The sequence below is a fragment of the Oryzomonas japonica genome (genome assembly GCF_008802365.1).
GTDB classification, from domain to species: domain Bacteria; phylum Desulfobacterota; class Desulfuromonadia; order Geobacterales; family Pseudopelobacteraceae; genus Oryzomonas; species Oryzomonas japonica.
In genome coordinates this window covers 285,571-300,977 of record NZ_VZQZ01000001.1, presented here as the reverse complement: position 1 = coordinate 300,977, position 15,407 = coordinate 285,571, and the positions used below count along the sequence as shown (strand labels likewise).

General features: G+C 63.3%; 19 protein-coding genes. 8 read left to right on the top strand and 11 right to left on the bottom strand.

From position 1 onward, the window contains the following. The first annotated feature begins 223 nt into the window (after positions 1–223). From F6V25_RS01360 to F6V25_RS01345, 4 genes are read left to right on the top strand one after another with little or no spacing between them, the layout of a single operon-like run. The gene (locus F6V25_RS01360; protein WP_151126529.1) at positions 224–688 is read left to right on the top strand and encodes a (2Fe-2S)-binding protein; all 465 of its coding nucleotides are present in this window, start codon (positions 224–226) and stop codon (positions 686–688) included. Then, positions 685–2,862, top strand: coding sequence for a xanthine dehydrogenase family protein molybdopterin-binding subunit (locus F6V25_RS01355; RefSeq protein WP_151126526.1), 2,178 nt, complete (start codon positions 685–687; stop codon positions 2,860–2,862). The genes F6V25_RS01360 and F6V25_RS01355 overlap by 4 nt, the downstream gene beginning before the upstream one ends. After that, positions 2,859–3,626 carry an XdhC family protein gene (locus F6V25_RS01350; protein ID WP_151126523.1) on the top strand — a complete coding sequence of 256 codons (768 nt, stop codon included), beginning with the start codon at positions 2,859–2,861 and terminating at the stop codon, positions 3,624–3,626. The genes F6V25_RS01355 and F6V25_RS01350 overlap by 4 nt, the downstream gene beginning before the upstream one ends. Next, complete coding sequence (locus F6V25_RS01345) at positions 3,623–4,222, top strand: nucleotidyltransferase family protein (RefSeq protein ID WP_151126520.1); 600 nt, start codon at positions 3,623–3,625, stop codon at positions 4,220–4,222. Before F6V25_RS01350 ends, F6V25_RS01345 begins: the two co-directional genes overlap by 4 nt. 30 nt (positions 4,223–4,252) lie before the next feature. Here F6V25_RS01345 and bfr read toward each other — a convergent pair whose 3' ends face one another. Next, positions 4,253–4,720: a bacterioferritin gene (gene bfr / locus F6V25_RS01340; RefSeq protein ID WP_151126517.1), complete on the bottom strand. Its 468-nt coding sequence runs from the start codon at positions 4,718–4,720 to the stop codon at positions 4,253–4,255. Between the two features lie 182 nt (positions 4,721–4,902). Here bfr and F6V25_RS01335 point away from each other — a divergent pair, with 182 nt between their 5' ends. The 4 genes from F6V25_RS01335 to F6V25_RS01320 all read left to right on the top strand — a co-directional run bounded on the left by F6V25_RS01335 (position 4,903) and on the right by F6V25_RS01320 (position 8,023). After that, the gene (locus tag F6V25_RS01335; protein WP_151126514.1) at positions 4,903–6,531 is read left to right on the top strand and encodes an ABC-F family ATP-binding cassette domain-containing protein; all 1,629 of its coding nucleotides are present in this window, start codon (positions 4,903–4,905) and stop codon (positions 6,529–6,531) included. Between the two features lie 130 nt (positions 6,532–6,661). Continuing rightward, on the top strand, positions 6,662–6,862 hold the full coding sequence (locus tag F6V25_RS01330) for a cold-shock protein (protein WP_149307493.1): 201 nt from the start codon (positions 6,662–6,664) through the stop codon (positions 6,860–6,862). Positions 6,863–6,952: 90 nt separating this feature from the next. Beyond that, on the top strand, positions 6,953–7,438 hold the full coding sequence (greB, locus tag F6V25_RS01325; protein ID WP_151126511.1) for a transcription elongation factor GreB: 486 nt from the start codon (positions 6,953–6,955) through the stop codon (positions 7,436–7,438). A 150-nt stretch (positions 7,439–7,588) separates the two neighbouring features. Beyond that, positions 7,589–8,023, top strand: coding sequence for a hypothetical protein (locus F6V25_RS01320; protein ID WP_151126509.1), 435 nt, complete (start codon positions 7,589–7,591; stop codon positions 8,021–8,023). 94 nt (positions 8,024–8,117) lie between these two features. Here the strand turns inward: F6V25_RS01320 and F6V25_RS01315 are convergent, their stop codons facing one another. The 10 genes from F6V25_RS01315 to F6V25_RS01270 all read right to left on the bottom strand — a co-directional run bounded on the left by F6V25_RS01315 (position 8,118) and on the right by F6V25_RS01270 (position 15,334). Beyond that, positions 8,118–9,188, bottom strand: coding sequence for an NADH:flavin oxidoreductase/NADH oxidase (locus F6V25_RS01315; protein ID WP_151126506.1), 1,071 nt, complete (start codon positions 9,186–9,188; stop codon positions 8,118–8,120). 52 nt (positions 9,189–9,240) lie between these two features. Further along, on the bottom strand, positions 9,241–9,780 hold the full coding sequence (locus F6V25_RS01310) for a DUF2284 domain-containing protein (RefSeq protein WP_151126504.1): 540 nt from the start codon (positions 9,778–9,780) through the stop codon (positions 9,241–9,243). Between the two features lie 91 nt (positions 9,781–9,871). Beyond that, positions 9,872–10,309: a hypothetical protein gene (locus F6V25_RS01305; protein WP_151126501.1), complete on the bottom strand. Its 438-nt coding sequence runs from the start codon at positions 10,307–10,309 to the stop codon at positions 9,872–9,874. Positions 10,310–10,322: 13 nt separating this feature from the next. Further along, positions 10,323–10,646 (bottom strand): peptide chain release factor family protein, encoded by a 324-nt coding sequence (locus F6V25_RS01300; RefSeq protein WP_151126499.1) that lies wholly within the window; start codon positions 10,644–10,646, stop codon positions 10,323–10,325. A gap of 37 nt (positions 10,647–10,683) precedes the next feature. Beyond that, positions 10,684–11,103, bottom strand: coding sequence for a DUF4124 domain-containing protein (locus F6V25_RS01295; RefSeq protein WP_191966040.1), 420 nt, complete (start codon positions 11,101–11,103; stop codon positions 10,684–10,686). Positions 11,104–11,203: 100 nt separating this feature from the next. Then, positions 11,204–11,674: a hypothetical protein gene (locus F6V25_RS01290; protein ID WP_151126494.1), complete on the bottom strand. Its 471-nt coding sequence runs from the start codon at positions 11,672–11,674 to the stop codon at positions 11,204–11,206. 40 nt (positions 11,675–11,714) lie between these two features. Further along, complete coding sequence (locus tag F6V25_RS01285) at positions 11,715–12,920, bottom strand: class I SAM-dependent rRNA methyltransferase (RefSeq protein ID WP_151126491.1); 1,206 nt, start codon at positions 12,918–12,920, stop codon at positions 11,715–11,717. Between the two features lie 274 nt (positions 12,921–13,194). Beyond that, entirely contained in the window at positions 13,195–13,518 is a 324-nt protein-coding gene (locus tag F6V25_RS01280) for an AzlD domain-containing protein (RefSeq protein WP_151126488.1), read from the bottom strand. After that, on the bottom strand, positions 13,515–14,216 hold the full coding sequence (locus F6V25_RS01275) for an AzlC family ABC transporter permease (RefSeq protein WP_151126485.1): 702 nt from the start codon (positions 14,214–14,216) through the stop codon (positions 13,515–13,517). The genes F6V25_RS01280 and F6V25_RS01275 overlap by 4 nt, the downstream gene beginning before the upstream one ends. 233 nt (positions 14,217–14,449) lie before the next feature. Then, positions 14,450–15,334 (bottom strand): DMT family transporter, encoded by an 885-nt coding sequence (locus F6V25_RS01270; protein ID WP_151126483.1) that lies wholly within the window; start codon positions 15,332–15,334, stop codon positions 14,450–14,452. Positions 15,335–15,407: the final 73 nt, after the last annotated feature.

Here is a 15,407-nt window from a genome sequence, read left to right as displayed (position 1 = left end):
GGCACATATATGGGCCATGTCTATCCAGCAGCATCAAAAAACGGCTAACCCTCTTTTGAATTTAGGTAGATATTGCAACCAGATACCACACCCAACTTTATACCATTTTAATGCATCCCCCCCTTGCCATGACGCGGTTTCCGGCTACAATTTTTCTGCACGACATGAAAACGACCTCTCCGCTTTCTCACCCCATGGCAGATCCAGAATAAAGGAGGAAACCGTGATAACCTTCTCCCTCAACGGCAAGAAACAGTCCGTGGACCTCAGCCCCGACACCCCGCTCCTCTGGGTGCTGCGGGACCACCTGCACCTCACCGGCACCAAGTTCGGCTGCGGCGAGGGTCTGTGCGGCGCCTGCACGGTCCACATCGACGGCCGGGCGGAGCGCTCCTGCATCACGCCGCTGTCCGAGGTGCAGGGCAAAAAGGTCACCACCATCGAGGGGATCGCCGAAAACCACCCCGTGAAAAAGGCCTGGCTGGCCGACGAGGTCTCCCAGTGCGGCTACTGCCAGCCGGGGCAGATCATGAGTGCCGTGGCGCTCATGAAGCAGAAGCCCCACCCCACGGATGCGGACATCGACGGCGCCATGAGCGGCAACCTCTGCCGCTGCGGCACCTATGGCCGCATCCGCCGGGCGATCCATACCGCCGCCACGGGCGGGAAGGGAGGTAAACGGTCATGAGCGAGATCATCAAGGTGAGCCGACGGGACTTCATCAAGACCGGCCTGCTGGTGGGGGGCGGATTGGTGCTGGCCTGCCATATCCCCCTGGGCGGCCGCGCCGCTGCCGCCACTGCCGCGACGACGACCTTTGCCCCCAACGCCTTCCTGCGCATCGGCACCGACGGCAGCGTGACCGTCATCGTCAACAAGTCAGAGATGGGGCAGGGGGTCTACACCTCCCTCCCCATGCTGATCGCCGAGGAGCTTGCGTGCGACTGGAACAAGGTGCGGGTCGAGGCGGCACCGGTGGCGCCGGAATACAACCATGCCCAGTACGGCCCGTTCATGGTGACCGGGGGCAGCAGCAGCGTGCGCTCCGAATGGGATCGGCTCTCCAGGGCCGGCGCGGCGGCCCGCGAGATGCTGGTGGCGGCGGCAGCCAAGGGTTGGAAGGTGGAGCCTGCGACCTGCCGAGCCGAAAACGGCGTGGTCATCGGCCCCGGCGGCAAGCGCTCCGGCTACGGCAGCCTGGCGGCCCGGGCCGCCAAACTGCCGGTGCCCCAGGAACCGAAACTGAAGGGTCTAAAACAACGGCGGCTGCTCGGCAAAGCGATCCACCGCCTGGACAGCCCGGCCAAGATCAACGGCACGGCGACCTTCGGCATCGACGTGCACACCTCCGGCATGCTCACCGCCGTCATCGCCCGGCCTCCGGTCTTCGGCGGCACGGTGAAAAGTTTCGATCCGCAGAAGGCCCTGGCAGTGCCGGGGGTGAAACAGGTAGTGGCCGTGCCCGCCGGGGTGGCGGTGGTGGCCGACGGTTTCTGGCCGGCCCAGAAGGGGCGTGAACTGCTGGAGATTACCTGGGACGAGGGGCAATGGGCACAAATATCCACACCCGCCATGCGCGAGGAGTATAGCCGGCTCTCCGCCATGCCGGGGTTGGCGGCACGCCATGACGGCGACGCCCCGACCGAACTGGCCAAGGCGGCCCATCCCCTGCAGGCCGAGTACGAGGTACCCTACCTGGCCCATGCCACCATGGAACCGCTCAACTGCTTCGTGGATCTGAAGAAGGACAGCTGCCTGATCCGTACCGGCTCCCAGTTCCAGACCGTGGACCGCAACGCCGCCGCTCGGGAGGCCGGGCTCAAACCGGAGCAGGTCACCCTGGAGACTACCTTCCTGGGTGGGGGGTTCGGCCGGAGGGCCTGCACCGGGTCTGACTTCGTCATCGAGGCGGTGCAGGTGGCCAAGGCGGTCGGGAAACCGGTCAAGGTGATCCGCTCCCGCGAGGACGACACGCGGGCCGGCTACTACCGCCCCATGTGGTATGACCGTATCGCCGCCTGCCTGGACGACAAGGGATACCCCCTGGCCTGGCGTCACACCATCGTGGGGCAGTCCATCATCGCCGGCACCCTCTTCGAGTCGGCCATGGTGAAGGGTGGGATCGACCACACCTCGGTCGAGGGGGCCTCAGAGATATCCTATACCATCCCCAACCTGCTGGTGGACCTGCACACCACGACGAACGGGGTGCCGGTGCTCTGGTGGCGCTCGGTTGGGCATTCCCACAACGCCTTCGTGGTGGAGAGTTTCCTGGACGAGTTGGCCCACAGCGCAGGCTTAGACCCCTACCAGTACCGCCGTTCCCTGCTGGCGAACCACCCCCGCCACTTGGCCGTGCTGCAGATGGCGGCCGAAAAGGCGAACTGGGGTGCAAAACTGCCGGCCGGCACCGGCCGGGGCATCGCCCTGCACGAATCCTTCGGCAGCTTCGTCGCCCAGGTGGCCGAGGTCTCCCTGGACGCCTCGGGTCAGGTCCAGGTCCATCGCGTCGTCTGTGCCATCGACTGCGGCCGGATCGTCAACCCGGACACCATTGCGGCCCAGATGGAGTCGGGCATCGTCTTTGGGCTCTCGGCGGCGCTCTACGGGGCCATCACCCTCAAGAACGGCCGGGTGGAGCAGGGAAATTTCGACACCTACCCGCTCGTGCGCATGCAGGCCGCGCCTCGGGTGGAGGTGCATATCATCCCCAGCGACGAGCCGCCCGGCGGCGTGGGCGAGCCGGGCGTTCCCCCCATCGCGCCGGCCGTGGCCAACGCCCTGTTCGCCGCCACGGGCGCCCGGGTGCGTTCGCTCCCCCTGACGCCGGAAAAGGTCACGGCAGCCCGGGGTACGGCATGACCGATCTGGAACTCTACGAGGAGATGGCGCGGCTCGCCCGGCAGGGCGAACCGTTTGCCCTGGCCACCGTCATCGCCCACAGCGGCTCGTCCCCCCGCAAGTCCGGCGCCAAGATGCTGGTGCGGAATGACGGGACCGTGCTGGGGAGCGTGGGAGGCGGCAGGGTGGAGTTGGAGACCGTGCAGGCGGCCCAGGCCGCCCTCGGCGACGGCGAACAGCGTACCCTCCCCTTTGTGCTGACCGAGGAGCAGGGCTTTGCCTGCGGCGGCAGCATGACGGTCTTTATCGACCCCCAGGGGCACAGGCCGCTCCTGGTCATGTTCGGGGCCGGCCATGTGGGCAGGGCGGTCACACGGCTCGCCCATACCTGCGGCTTCCGCGTGGTCGTGGTGGACGAGCGTCCCGACTGCAGCACCCGGGCCCTGCTCCCTGGGGCCGACGACATCGTCTGCGCCCCGGTGCGGGATGCCTTCCGGCAATTGACCCTCGACCGGGAGAGCTTTGCCGTGATCGCGACGCCGGGGCACCTGAACGACTTCGACGCCGTGCGGGGGTGCCTGGCCACCGACACCGGGTTTATCGGCCTGCTGGGGAGCCGCCGCAAGCGGGAGACCCTGCTGGCGCTTCTGGAGCGGGAGGGGTTTGGCGAGGAACAGCGCAGGCGGGTCATCACCCCGGTCGGCCTGGACATCGGCGCCCAAACCCCGGAGGAGATCGCGGTCAGCATCGTGGGGCAGTTGATCCAACTCAGGAAAAAACCGTGACGGGCCGGGTCGGGGCCATCATCCTGGCGGCCGGCCTCTCCCGGCGCATGGGGACCTGCAAGCAACTGCTCCCCCTGGGCGGTACGACGGTCATTGCCCGCTGCCTGGAGAGCCTGTTGGCAGGAGGAGCCGAAGAGATCATCGTGGTGGTGGGCCCCCAGGGGGACGACGTGGCCGAGGAGGCCCGCCGCCACCCGGTCCGCATCGTGCGGACCACGGCCCCACATGGCGATATGGCATGCTCGGTCAGGACCGGCCGCGCGGCACTGCCGCCCACCGTCAGCGGGGTCCTCATCGCCCCCTGCGACCACCCCCTGGTCTTGCCCGCAACCGTCGCCGGGTTGCTGGCAGCGCACCACCGCGACCCGAGGACCATCATCATCCCCTCCCACGGGGGGAGGCGCGGCCACCCTACCTGCTTCCCCCGCGGGATTCTCGACGAACTCGACGACACCGGCACCCTGCGCGACCTGGTCCGCCGCGACCCGGGGCGGCTCCGCCATCTGGATACCGAGGATCAAGGGGTCGTGTTGGACATGGACACCCCCGAAGACTACCAGCGCATTGTCCGCATCTGCCGCGAGGGATCAATTTAGCGCCGTTCGCCGAAGTAACCGCACGGGACACTAGTGCATCTGCTCCACCAGGTAGTTCTGGGGGCTCATCTGCTTGATCTGGTCGAGCTGGGCCTCCAGCCAGTCGATATGCGCCTCTTCCTCCCTGAGGATGGCCTCCAGCAATTCCCGCGTCCCGTTGTCCCCCACCTCCACCGCCAGCTTGATACTTTTATTGTACCCCTTGATCGCGACCTCCTCGGCGCTCCAGTCGTTTTCATGCATCTTGGGCACCTCGGCGCCGATATGGATCTTGTTGAGATCACTGACAATGGGGCGCCCTTCCAGGAAAAGGATGCGGGCTATGAGCTTTTCGGCGTGCTTCATCTCGTCGATGGCCCGCTTTTCAATGGCATGGTGCAACCGTTCGTAGCCCCAGTTGTCACACATCTCCGAGTGGACCATATACTGGTTGACGGCGGTTAACTCCTCTGCCAGGCGCAAGTTGAGATGCTCGATGATCTTGTCATTCCCCTTCATGGCGGCTGCTCCTTTACACGGCGATTTTGTTCCGGCCCCGCTCGGGACACTTGATTTAATTAGAGCACACTTCCCCCGCCGGTCAAGTGCACGCCGCCATCATCATAAAAATTGGTTGCGGGGCGACGCCGCTCGTGCTATCTGGTGCAGTCCATCCCAGCACGAGGAGCACCAGCAAAGCAATGATCCACCTTTCAAATATCACCAAGCAGCACGGTTCGCAGGTCCTGTTCCGCGACGCCAGTTTCCAGATACTGCCCGGCACGCGCAACGGTCTGGTGGGGCCGAACGGGGCCGGCAAGACCACCATCTTCCGCATCATCACCGGCGAAGAGGAGGTGGATGGCGGCGAGATCACCTGCGCCAAACGGACCACCATCGGCTATTTTTCCCAGGATGCGGGGGAGATGGCGGGACGATCGGCCCTCGCGGAGGTCATGGCCGGTTCGGCGGAAACCATGCGCCTTGCGGCCGAGTTGAAGGAGATGGAGGCGGCCATGTGCGTACCCCAGTCCGACGACGACATGGCCGCCCTGCTGGAGCGCTACGGCGTGGCCCAGGAGGAGTTCGAGCACCGGGGCGGCTACGACCTGGACACCCGTGCCCAGACCGTGCTGACCGGCCTCGGCATCGGGCCGGACCGCTTCGACCACCCGGTGGAGTCCTTCAGCGGCGGCTGGAAGATGCGTATCAACCTGGCCAAGATACTGACCCTCAAACCTGACGTGCTGCTCCTGGACGAACCGACCAACCATCTGGACGTGGAGTCGATCATCTGGCTTGAGGAGTGGCTGGCCAACGACTTCGACGGTGCGCTGCTGATGACCAGCCACGACCGGGACTTCATGAACCGCATCGTCACCCGCATCATCGAGGTGGCCAACAAGGCCGTTACCACCTATGGCGGCAATTACGATTTCTACGAACGGGAGCGCGACATCCGCCGGGAGCAGCTTCTGGCCAGCCACCGCCGCCAGCAGGAGATGCTGGCCAAGGAAGAGGAGTTCATCGCCCGTTTTGCCGCCCGCGCCTCCCATGCGGCCCAGGTGCAGTCGCGGGTCAAGAAGATCGACAAGATCGAGCGCATCGAGATCCCGCCCGAGGAGCGGGTGGTGCGCTTCGAGTTCAGCGAACCGCCCCGGAGCGGGGACGACGTGGTGGCCATGGAGGGGCTGGCCAAGAGCTGGCAGTTGCCCGACGGCCGGGAACACCCGGTTTTCAGCGGGGTATCCGGCATCATCCGCCGCCAGAACAAGATTGCCGTGGTGGGGGTCAACGGCGCCGGAAAGTCCACCTTCCTCAAGGTCCTTGCCGGCCAGACCGGACAGACCGCAGGCCACGTCAGCCTGGGTGCCAATGTGGAATTGGGCTATTTCAGCCAGCACGCCATGGATATCCTCGACCCGAAGAAGACCGTCTTCGAAACGGTCCAGGCAGCCATGCCCCTGGCCAATATCGGCGTGATCCGCAACCTGCTGGGCGCCTTTCTCTTCCAGGGTGACACGGTGGACAAACGCATCGATAACCTGTCCGGCGGCGAGAAAAGCCGGGTGGTGCTGGCGACCCTCCTGGCGCGGCCGGTCAATTTTCTGGTGCTGGACGAGCCGACCAATCACCTGGATATCAGATCACGGGAGATCCTGCTGGGCGCCTTGCAGGGGTTCGGCGGAACCGTCGTGCTGGTCAGCCACGACCGCCATTTCCTGCGTCTGCTGGTGGACCGGGTATTTGAGATCGACCACGGCGAAATGCGCGTCTACGAGGGGAATTACGAATATTACCTCGGCAAGTCCCATGCCGTGGTCTCTTAGATGGAATAAATTATTTTGCTTCGGATAATTAATAAGTTTGACATTGTGGATAAAATACTGTTACGTTGGCATAACGTCTAGGGTTCGTCCCGGACACATTAAACGAGCAGTATCAGGAGAAGGTAACGACATGGTAAACGGAACAGTGAAATGGTTTAACGACAGCAAGGGGTTTGGTTTTCTTGAGCAGGAAGGTGGCGAGGATGTTTTCGTTCATTTTTCCGCGATTGTTGGCGACGGCTTCAAATCCCTCGCTGAAGGCGACAGGGTTACGTTCGAAATAACCCGTGGTCCGAAAGGTCTGCAGGCCGCCAACGTTACCAGGGTTTAATCACTTATATCCTATAGCGTGATTAATAAAGCCCCGGAGAAATCCGGGGCTTTATTTTTGTTGGTTATAAAAAAACGACACGGATGGCCCATGACAAACCTGATTTCCCCGGAAGGACTGAAGAAACTGGAAGATGAATTCCACTACCTCTGGCGGGTGGAACGCCCCAAGATCGTCCAGGGAGTGTCCGACGCGGCGGCGGAAGGGGATCGCTCCGAGAATGCTGAATATATCTACGGCAAAAAACGGTTGCGGGAGATCGACCGCAAGTTGAAACACCTGAGCAGCCGACTTAAGTTGCTCAAGCCGGCCACCCCCCCGGCCAACCCCCAGATGGTTTCCTTCGGCTGCTGGGTAACCTACGAAGACGAGGATGGCAACGAGCGCTGCTATCAACTGGTCGGCCCGGATGAATTCGACGTTAGCCTGGGGCGAATCAGCATCGATTCGCCGGTCGGCCAAGCCCTGCTGCAGAAAAAGCTCGACGACGAGGTTGTTATCAGGCGTCCCAATGGCGATCTGACGGTCTATATTACCGACATCAGCGCCACGCGCCCGGCCGGAGCTCCCCGGTAAAACACCCTCCCGCCTGCCCCCTCAGTATACTCCTGCACCGTCCCAAGCAAGCCGCCGCAGGGCCGATAACACCCAGAGTGCAATTCGCAATGGCCGGCTGGCACCACACTTGCTATAATTCGAATAAAAACCGTCGCAAAGGAGACCTCCATGCGCACGAGCTTCGTGGTATCAATCGCTGCCATTCTGCTCATGGCGTCCACCGCACCGGCTGCGGCCACGGGGGACGTCACCGGCAGCGTCCCGCCCCCCCAGCCAGCCGTTGCCGTTGGTTCGCCCAACGTGGTGATCCCGAACCCGCCGCTCTTCATCACGCCGCCACGCCTCGGCTTCTATGCAGGTGTGGAGACCCCCTATGATATTATCTTTGCCTATGACACCTATTACCTCTACTGGGGCAACGCCTGGTACCGGGCGGCCAGCTACAAAGGTCCCTGGATAATTGCGCACCACGACAGCCTGCCGCCGATCATCCGCAAGTACAGGATCGAGAGCATCCGCCAGTTTCGCGATCTGGAGTACCGCACCTTTCTCAAGGAGAAGAATCATTACCGCGGCCGCTCCTTCCGTCCCGACAAGCGGTGAGGAAGCGGGGGGATCGGCAGTTCGGGCATTCCATAGATGATGGGATCGAATAGTGCCGAGGTAAACAGGCCCGCCAGCCCAGGTGGCAGTTTTTTCATCCCTGTTTCCCGGCCCGCAGGTATTGATCAGGCCAGACAGCCTCCACCCCCAGTTCGCGGGCGGCATGCAGGGGCCAGTAGGGATCGCGCAGCATCTCCCGGGCCAGGAATACGGCATCGGCCTGGCCGGTAACCAGGATCTGTTCCGCCTGGACCGGGTCGGTAATGAGGCCGACCGCACCGGTGGGGAGTGCCGCCTCGGCGCGGATTGCGGCGGCAAAGGGGACCTGGAAACCGGGGGCAAAGGGCACCCGCTCGCCCGAGGCAACAAACCCGGACGAGCAATCGATCAGATCAACCCCCAGATCCTTGAGCAGGCGGCAGAGGCATATGGACTGGTCAAGGCCCCAGCCCCCCTCGGCCCAATCAACGCAGGAAAGCCGCACGAACAGCGGCAAATCCAGGGGCCATTCCTCGCGCACGGCCCGGGCCACCCGCAGCGGGAAGCGCATCCTGTTTTCGAGGCTGCCGCCATAGTCGTCCTCCCGCAGGTTCGACAGGGGGGAGAGGAATTCGTGCAGCAGGTAGCCATGGGCCATGTGAATCTCCGCCACCTGGAAACCGGCCGTCAAGGAGCGACGCGCCGCGGCGCGGAATTGGTTTTCGACCGTATCCAGGTCGGCAAGGGCAAGTTCATGGGGCACGGGGTGGCCGGGGGCAAAAGGCTCCGGGCTGGGAGCCAGCGGCTGCCACCCCCGGGCATCCGGCCCCACCGGTCCACTGCCGCGCCAGGGGAGGTCGCAGGAGGCCTTGCGCCCGGCATGGGCCAACTGGATGCCCGGCACGGCCCCGTTCTCGCGGATGAAGCGGACGATCGGCTTGAATGCCGCGACATGATCATCGTTCCAGATGCCGCTGTCGTCGGGGCTGATGCGTCCTTCGGGACTCACGGCGGTGGCTTCGACCATCACCAGACCGGCGCCCCCCACGGCCCGGCTGCCCAGATGGACCATATGCCAGTCGGTGGGCAGGCCGTCCCGGCTGGAATACTGGCACATGGGAGAGACAAAGATACGATTGCGGAAGGTAACGGAACGCAGGGCGAGCGGGGTGAAGAGTTTACTCATGACGACTGCCTCCTTGGGCTGCGGTCGGGGAAAGACCCCTTCCGGGCGGAAACTACTCTATCATCAGAAATGCGTAACGGTTCATCTCCTGTTCGTAATCGGGCAACACCGCAAGCGGGTAGCCGAACTTGGCCACGGTGGCAAAGACATCCACGCCCATCCCCTCGGGTGACGGGCGTGCCAGCTTGCGATTGCGGCAGTGGTCCCGGCTGCCGGCGCACTCCCGGCAGAGTGTGCAACTGTCCATGAAGAGGAGGAAGGCCTTGTGATAGCCACTGATGAACGCCTGCCGTTCCACCTCCAGCAGCGCGCGGTTGACCTCCCGTGACCAGTCATGACGCTGTTCCGGGTCCTCAAGGCGCATGGGGATATGGAAGAGCACACCCAGCCGGAATTCATGGAAGAACTTCCGGCACTCGTCCACGGCAGGGGTGTTGGGGGGACAGGAGGCGTTCCTGCCATACTCGTTGCAGCCGAACCGGCATTTCATCCGCACCCATTGTGCAACAACGATCTCGGAAGGATCGATCCAGCGGAAATCGGAAAATCCCGCATCATTGAATATCCGTTGCAGTATCGTCTGGTCAGCCATCGCCCTTCCCTGTTCCCAGGCCGCAAACTCCAGCCGGCAACCTAGTACAACCTGTTCCATGATTATTGACAAAAAACTTGCCGCCCGGAGGCTATGGCAGGGTCACCAGCCACACATAGGGCACCATGCCGTAATTCCAGGCTAGGCAGAGCCGCCGGTAGCCGGAAAACAGCAGGGCCTCATCCCGGCAGCAGATGACGATGGGGGCCTTCAGGGTCAGGGTGCCGGCGCGTTGCAGGGAATCCTCCATGGCGCTATAACTCTTCCGGTAGCCCCGCTTGGCCTTGGCCAGGTATGTGGCATAGTCGTCATAGGTGTGATAGGCACCGCTCACCACGATCCCCCCGATCCGGTCGGAACGGGGGTACGGTTCCAGTCGTCCCCGGTCGAAGGCCACAACCAGCCGTTCCCATTCGATGTCATGGCGCCGGTAGAACCCCTGCTTGTCGGGGTGGTTGAGGAACTCCCACTCTTCCTCGCCGATGTCGGGTTTGAGCCATTGGATGGTATGGCCGGATGCGGAAAACATTGATCCCCGTTTCTCAATCGAGCGTCGTACGCAGCCGCTTGCGCTGGGACACGATTTTCTTCGCGCTCAGGCGTTCTTCCCGGGCCTTCCTGGGCACACGGGTAGCGATACGCTTCTTCACCTTGCGTTCACGTTTTTCCAGGGCAACCCGCAGACGTTCCATGGCAACTTCCCGGTTCTGGAGCTGGGAACGGCTCTCCGAGGCCTGAGCCACAATGCCGGTCGGCAGGTGGCGGATGCGCACCGCCGAGTCGGTCACGTTCCGGTGCTGGCCGCCCGGACCGGACCCACGGTAGAACTCCACCGTTATGTCGGATTCACGAATCTCAACCGCCATGGCATCTCCATCAAATTAAACTCTACAGCCACTCCCATCACTGGGATTGCTGGCTCCCGGGCTGTTGGGCCTTTTCCTCTTCGCCCTTGCGCCGCTCTATGTTGTCCAGGATTTTCTGGCTCCGCGTCCGTCCGGGGGGGAGCTCGTCGCTCTCAACCTTGGGCGGCGCGACCTCCATCGGGGGCGGCACATAGTCAGGCGTCGTGGTCACCGGCGGCCGGGATGCATCCTCCTGGCGAGCCCGCTCCTCCTGCTGTTGTATCTCTTCCTTGATCCGCGGGTCGCGGGTGGTGATATCCGGCCCCTTGAGAACCTTGTGACGATACTTGGCCGGCACCGCCTCCAGGCTGTCGGTGAAATTGACCACTCCCTGGTCGTCGATCCAGCGGTATGTCGCGGCACTACCCCCGGCAGCCGTGCAACAGAGGGCTATCGCCGCCATGGCCACGATTTTCATGGCAAACCTCCTGCACCTCGAACATTCAGATGCGTACGCATCCCTGTTCCTATTGTAGCACCCTTTCATGGCCACCGACAGACATGGGGCGGAAGCAGCATCAGAAGCGCAACTTGCGCCGATCGAAGACAAAGGAGGTCTCCATGCGTTTCATCTCCCGGGCAAAATCATGGAACAGGTTCCAATAAATCTCGTCGAGGGTCAGGTTGGCCCAGAAATCCTTGCTCTCCATGCATTTAAGCGTGTAGTAGCCGAACATGTAATGGGCCAGTTCCGGGCGGATCAGCCCGGAGTTCATCTGGAGGGCCACCTCCTCCAGCAGACCGACGAAATCCCGTTTGTCCTGGGCATCGATCTGGGCCAGGCGCGGATCGTCGGCGAACATCAGGGAGCAGATCTCCTTGAACCGCGGGTTTTCCTTCAGGCGGCGGCGCAGCAGGGTGAAATGCTCCTCCCGCTTCTGCCGCCCCTGGCGCCGGTATTCCAGAAGGCCGTTGACAAAGGCGAAGATGGTCACCAGCCCGCCGACAATAATGGCAAAATCCTTGAGGAACCCGTAGTTCATGTTCATGGCGCACCCTTTTGCATTGCTTTTTGCATCACCAGCCCGCTCAGGAGCCCTTCACGCAGAGGGCGTACTTGAGATAGCGCCCCTCGGGGAAAGTGACCGGATAGGGGAAATCCTCCGGCTGCCCCGCCAGGCCGACCACCCTCAGGTCACTGCCCGCCTGGAGCGCGCCGCGGCGCAACTCCTTGAGATACTCCGCCGTATCCACCTTCTGGTGGTTGGAGGAGGCGATCAAAAGGCCGTTGCCGCTCAAGAGCGGCAGGGCGGCCGCCACCAGGTCCGAGGTGCCGCCGCGGGTCGTGAAGCGGCTCTTGGCCGTGGTGGAGAAGGAAGGGGGGTCCATCAGCACCACATCGTAACGGCACCCGCGGCTGCCCAGGTCGGCCAGCACCTGTTGGCAGTCCCCCACAATGAATTCATGCCGCTTGGGATTGAGCCGGTTGAGGCCGAAATTCGCCCTGGCCCACTCGGTATAGCCGGGCGAGGCGTCCACGCTCGTCACCTGTACGGCACCCGCCGAGGCGGCAGCCACCGAGAAGGCGCCGGTGTAGGCGAACAGGTTGAGCACCCGCTTGCCGGGAACCCTGGACATCAGGTCCCGGCGGTTTTTGCGCTGGTCCAGGAACAGCCCGGTGTTCAGCCCCTGCTCCAGACTCACCAGGAAGTTGAGGCCGTTTTCCCGCACCTCCAGGCGCTGGGGCGCGGCGGTGCCGGCAAGCAGCCTGCCGTAGCTCTTGGTGTCGCTGACCGCTTCCAGTTCGCGGGTTTTCTGAGGGCGGCTCTTCTCGTAGATCCCCTGGGGTGCAAGCAGGTCGCCCAGGGCCTGGGTCACGAGCTTGAGATACGGCCGCCAGCCGGCGCAGTAGATCTGCACCATCAGGTAATCGCCGTAACGGTCCACAGTCAGGCCGGGAAGCCCGTCCCCCTCGGCGTTGACCAGCCGGTAGGCGGTGGTATCCCCCAGGTCGGCATGGCCGTGGCGCAATTCGAGGGCCGCCTGAAGACGCTTCGTCAGCCAGGCGCGGTCCAGGCGCATCCGCTCCCGGGACAGCACCCGTGCCACGATACGATCCTGCGGATCGAGCAGGGCCGTTGCCAGGAAACGCCCCTGACCGTCGGCCAGCTCAATCAGTTGGCCGGCCTGACCGGTCGGCCAGCGCTTGGTATACGTATCGGCAATGATCCAGGGATGCCCCAACTCCAGCATCCGCACCGACTCCGCCCCTATCTTCCATTCGGACGCGTGCATTGTTGCCTGTCTCCGATCTTTATTGTCTACCTGTTCCTTTTACCCACAAACCGCCCCGTTGGCAACCACAAAGCCCCGTTCCGGGTGGGAAGAGACCTGAATCCGTGACGCCTGAACGGCAGAGCGAGCGACATGCCGGAGTCCAACGCCGCCCATTCAGCATCATGCCGGCTTTGCCGAGCGCCCTCGCTACGGTGCAGACACGGCCGGCAATGCCAGGACTGAGGCATGTTAAGCGAGAGGAGCCGTGAAGGTGTCGCGGATTCAGGTCGAATTACATCAGGTAATGCAACCCCCAGTAGCAGAGCATCCCCACCACCACCGTCCCGGCCAACGAGCGGGTCTTGAGGGCGAAGGCCAGGGTCGGCAGGGCGGCCAGCAGTTCAACCTTGCCCAGGACGAACACCCGGGGCGCCGCCTGGGTAAACAGCGTCGGAGCGATCAGGGCGCTCAGGATGGCGGGCGGGATCAACTCCAGCCACTCCACAAACCAGGAAGGAAGTTTCCGGCGGGAGAAGGTTACCAGGGGCAGCATGCGCGGCAGGTAGGTCACAACGCCCATGCAGATAATCAACAGGAGATAGTTGGTGGCGCTCATGGCCGCCCTCCCCGGTGCCGCAGGGAGCGTTTCAGCATGAATCCGGCCGTGGCCGCCACAGTGGAGGCAACAATCACGTAAGCGTTGCCCGGCAGCCAGAGATAGGCTACCACGGAACAGAAGGCCGCCATCAGGGCGGTGGCAACGAAAACCGGGCCGCGCAACTGGAAGACCAGCAGGCAGATGAACATGCCGGTCAGGGCGTAGTCGATCCCCAGGGCGCCGGAGGGAATGAACTGCCCCACATAGACACCGGCCACGGTGCTGACGAACCAGGTAAAGTTGGTAGCCTGGTTGAGCGTCAGGGCGCTCCGCCGCTCCCAGCCCCCCCGGTTGAATCGGACCATGTTGACGGCAAAGCTCTCATCGGTCAGGCCATAGGCGAACAGGGCCAGGAACCGTCGGGAGACGCCGGGAAAATGCACCGCCAGAGCCGAGCTCATCAGCATGTGGCGCAGATTGACCATGAAGGTGGTGGTAACGATGGCCGGGATGGAGGCGCCGCTGCCGATCATGGCAACGGCGATGAACTGGGAGCCGCCGGCATAGACTACGATGGACATGAGCCCTACCTGCCAGGGGAGCAGTCCCCCCTTTTGGGCGAGTACCCCCAGGGAGAGACCGATGGGGAAATACCCTAGGCAGATCGGCCACGCCGCCTTTATCCCCTCTTTCACGCAATCGAATGTCTGTGCCATAGATTTATCATCCGGAAAAGGTGAGTTGCCCAAACCAACAGCATCCGGCCGCGCCCCGGATCCGTGGGGCCTGTGCGGCGGAGCGAGCGGCATGGCCGGGGTCCCGACGCCGCCCGTGGAGCATCATGCCGGCTCTACTGCACGTACTCCGCCCGGAAGGGGAATACTACCGGCAACGCCGGGACAGAGGCATGCAAGTGAGAGGAGCCGCGCGGGCCCCGCGGATTCGGGGCTCACGCCTTTGATACGTTTGCCAGCTTGACGTTCAGGAAGACCGAGCCGATGACCACCGCCATCCCCACCCCCTGCATGCCTGATACGTGTTCCTTCAGCACCAGGGCGATGCAGATCAGCGACAGGATCGGCACCAGCAGGGCGCAGTTGGACGAGCGGCTGGTGGGGATCATGCGCAGGGCGCGGTTCCAGAGGATCAGGGCCAGGGCGGTGGTCACCACCCCCAGGTAGGCCAACAGGAGCATGTCGCCCCCACCGGGCGTCCAGCGTACGGGGTAGAAGGGCACGAGGCAGAGCAGGAACAGTAGCCCGAACAGATTGAAGAGAAACATGCCGGCCGTTACCGAGAAACGGGCATGCTTGATCAACACGCAGAACAGGCCAAAGGAGAGGGAGGTCCCCATGGCCAGCGCCACCCCGATCGAGAGACGCACATCGCCCAACCCACCGCCGGCCGTCACCAGCACGCAGACCCCGGCGAACCCCAGCGCCACGCAGAACACCGCCCACCAGGTGGACCGTTCCCGAAACACCAGCCACGACAGGAAGAGCATGACCAGGGGATAGGTATAGTGCAGGATCACCGCTTGGCTGGCCGGGATATACTCGTAGGTCTTCAGGCAGAGCAGCTGCTGCACCCCCAGGCCGATCACCCCGGCCAGGACGAAAAACAGCGGCCTCCGGCGGAACTCGGCCGCCATGAGCCCGAGCTTGCGCTCCCACGCCAGCCATGCCAAGAGGGCAAGGGTCGCCCAGATGCCCATCCAGACCACGACCGAGAAGCTCCCCAGATGCGTTACCGCCACCTTGAAGCCGGTGCCGAGGGTGGCGAACAGCCCCACGGACAGCAGGGCATAGATGGTGCCTTTGGTTGATTCCGTCATGCCGCGTATTTTTCCAGAGTTTTGCTGCTTTGAAAAGAAAAAAGCCCGCCAAGGCGAGCTTTTTTCTTTGGGA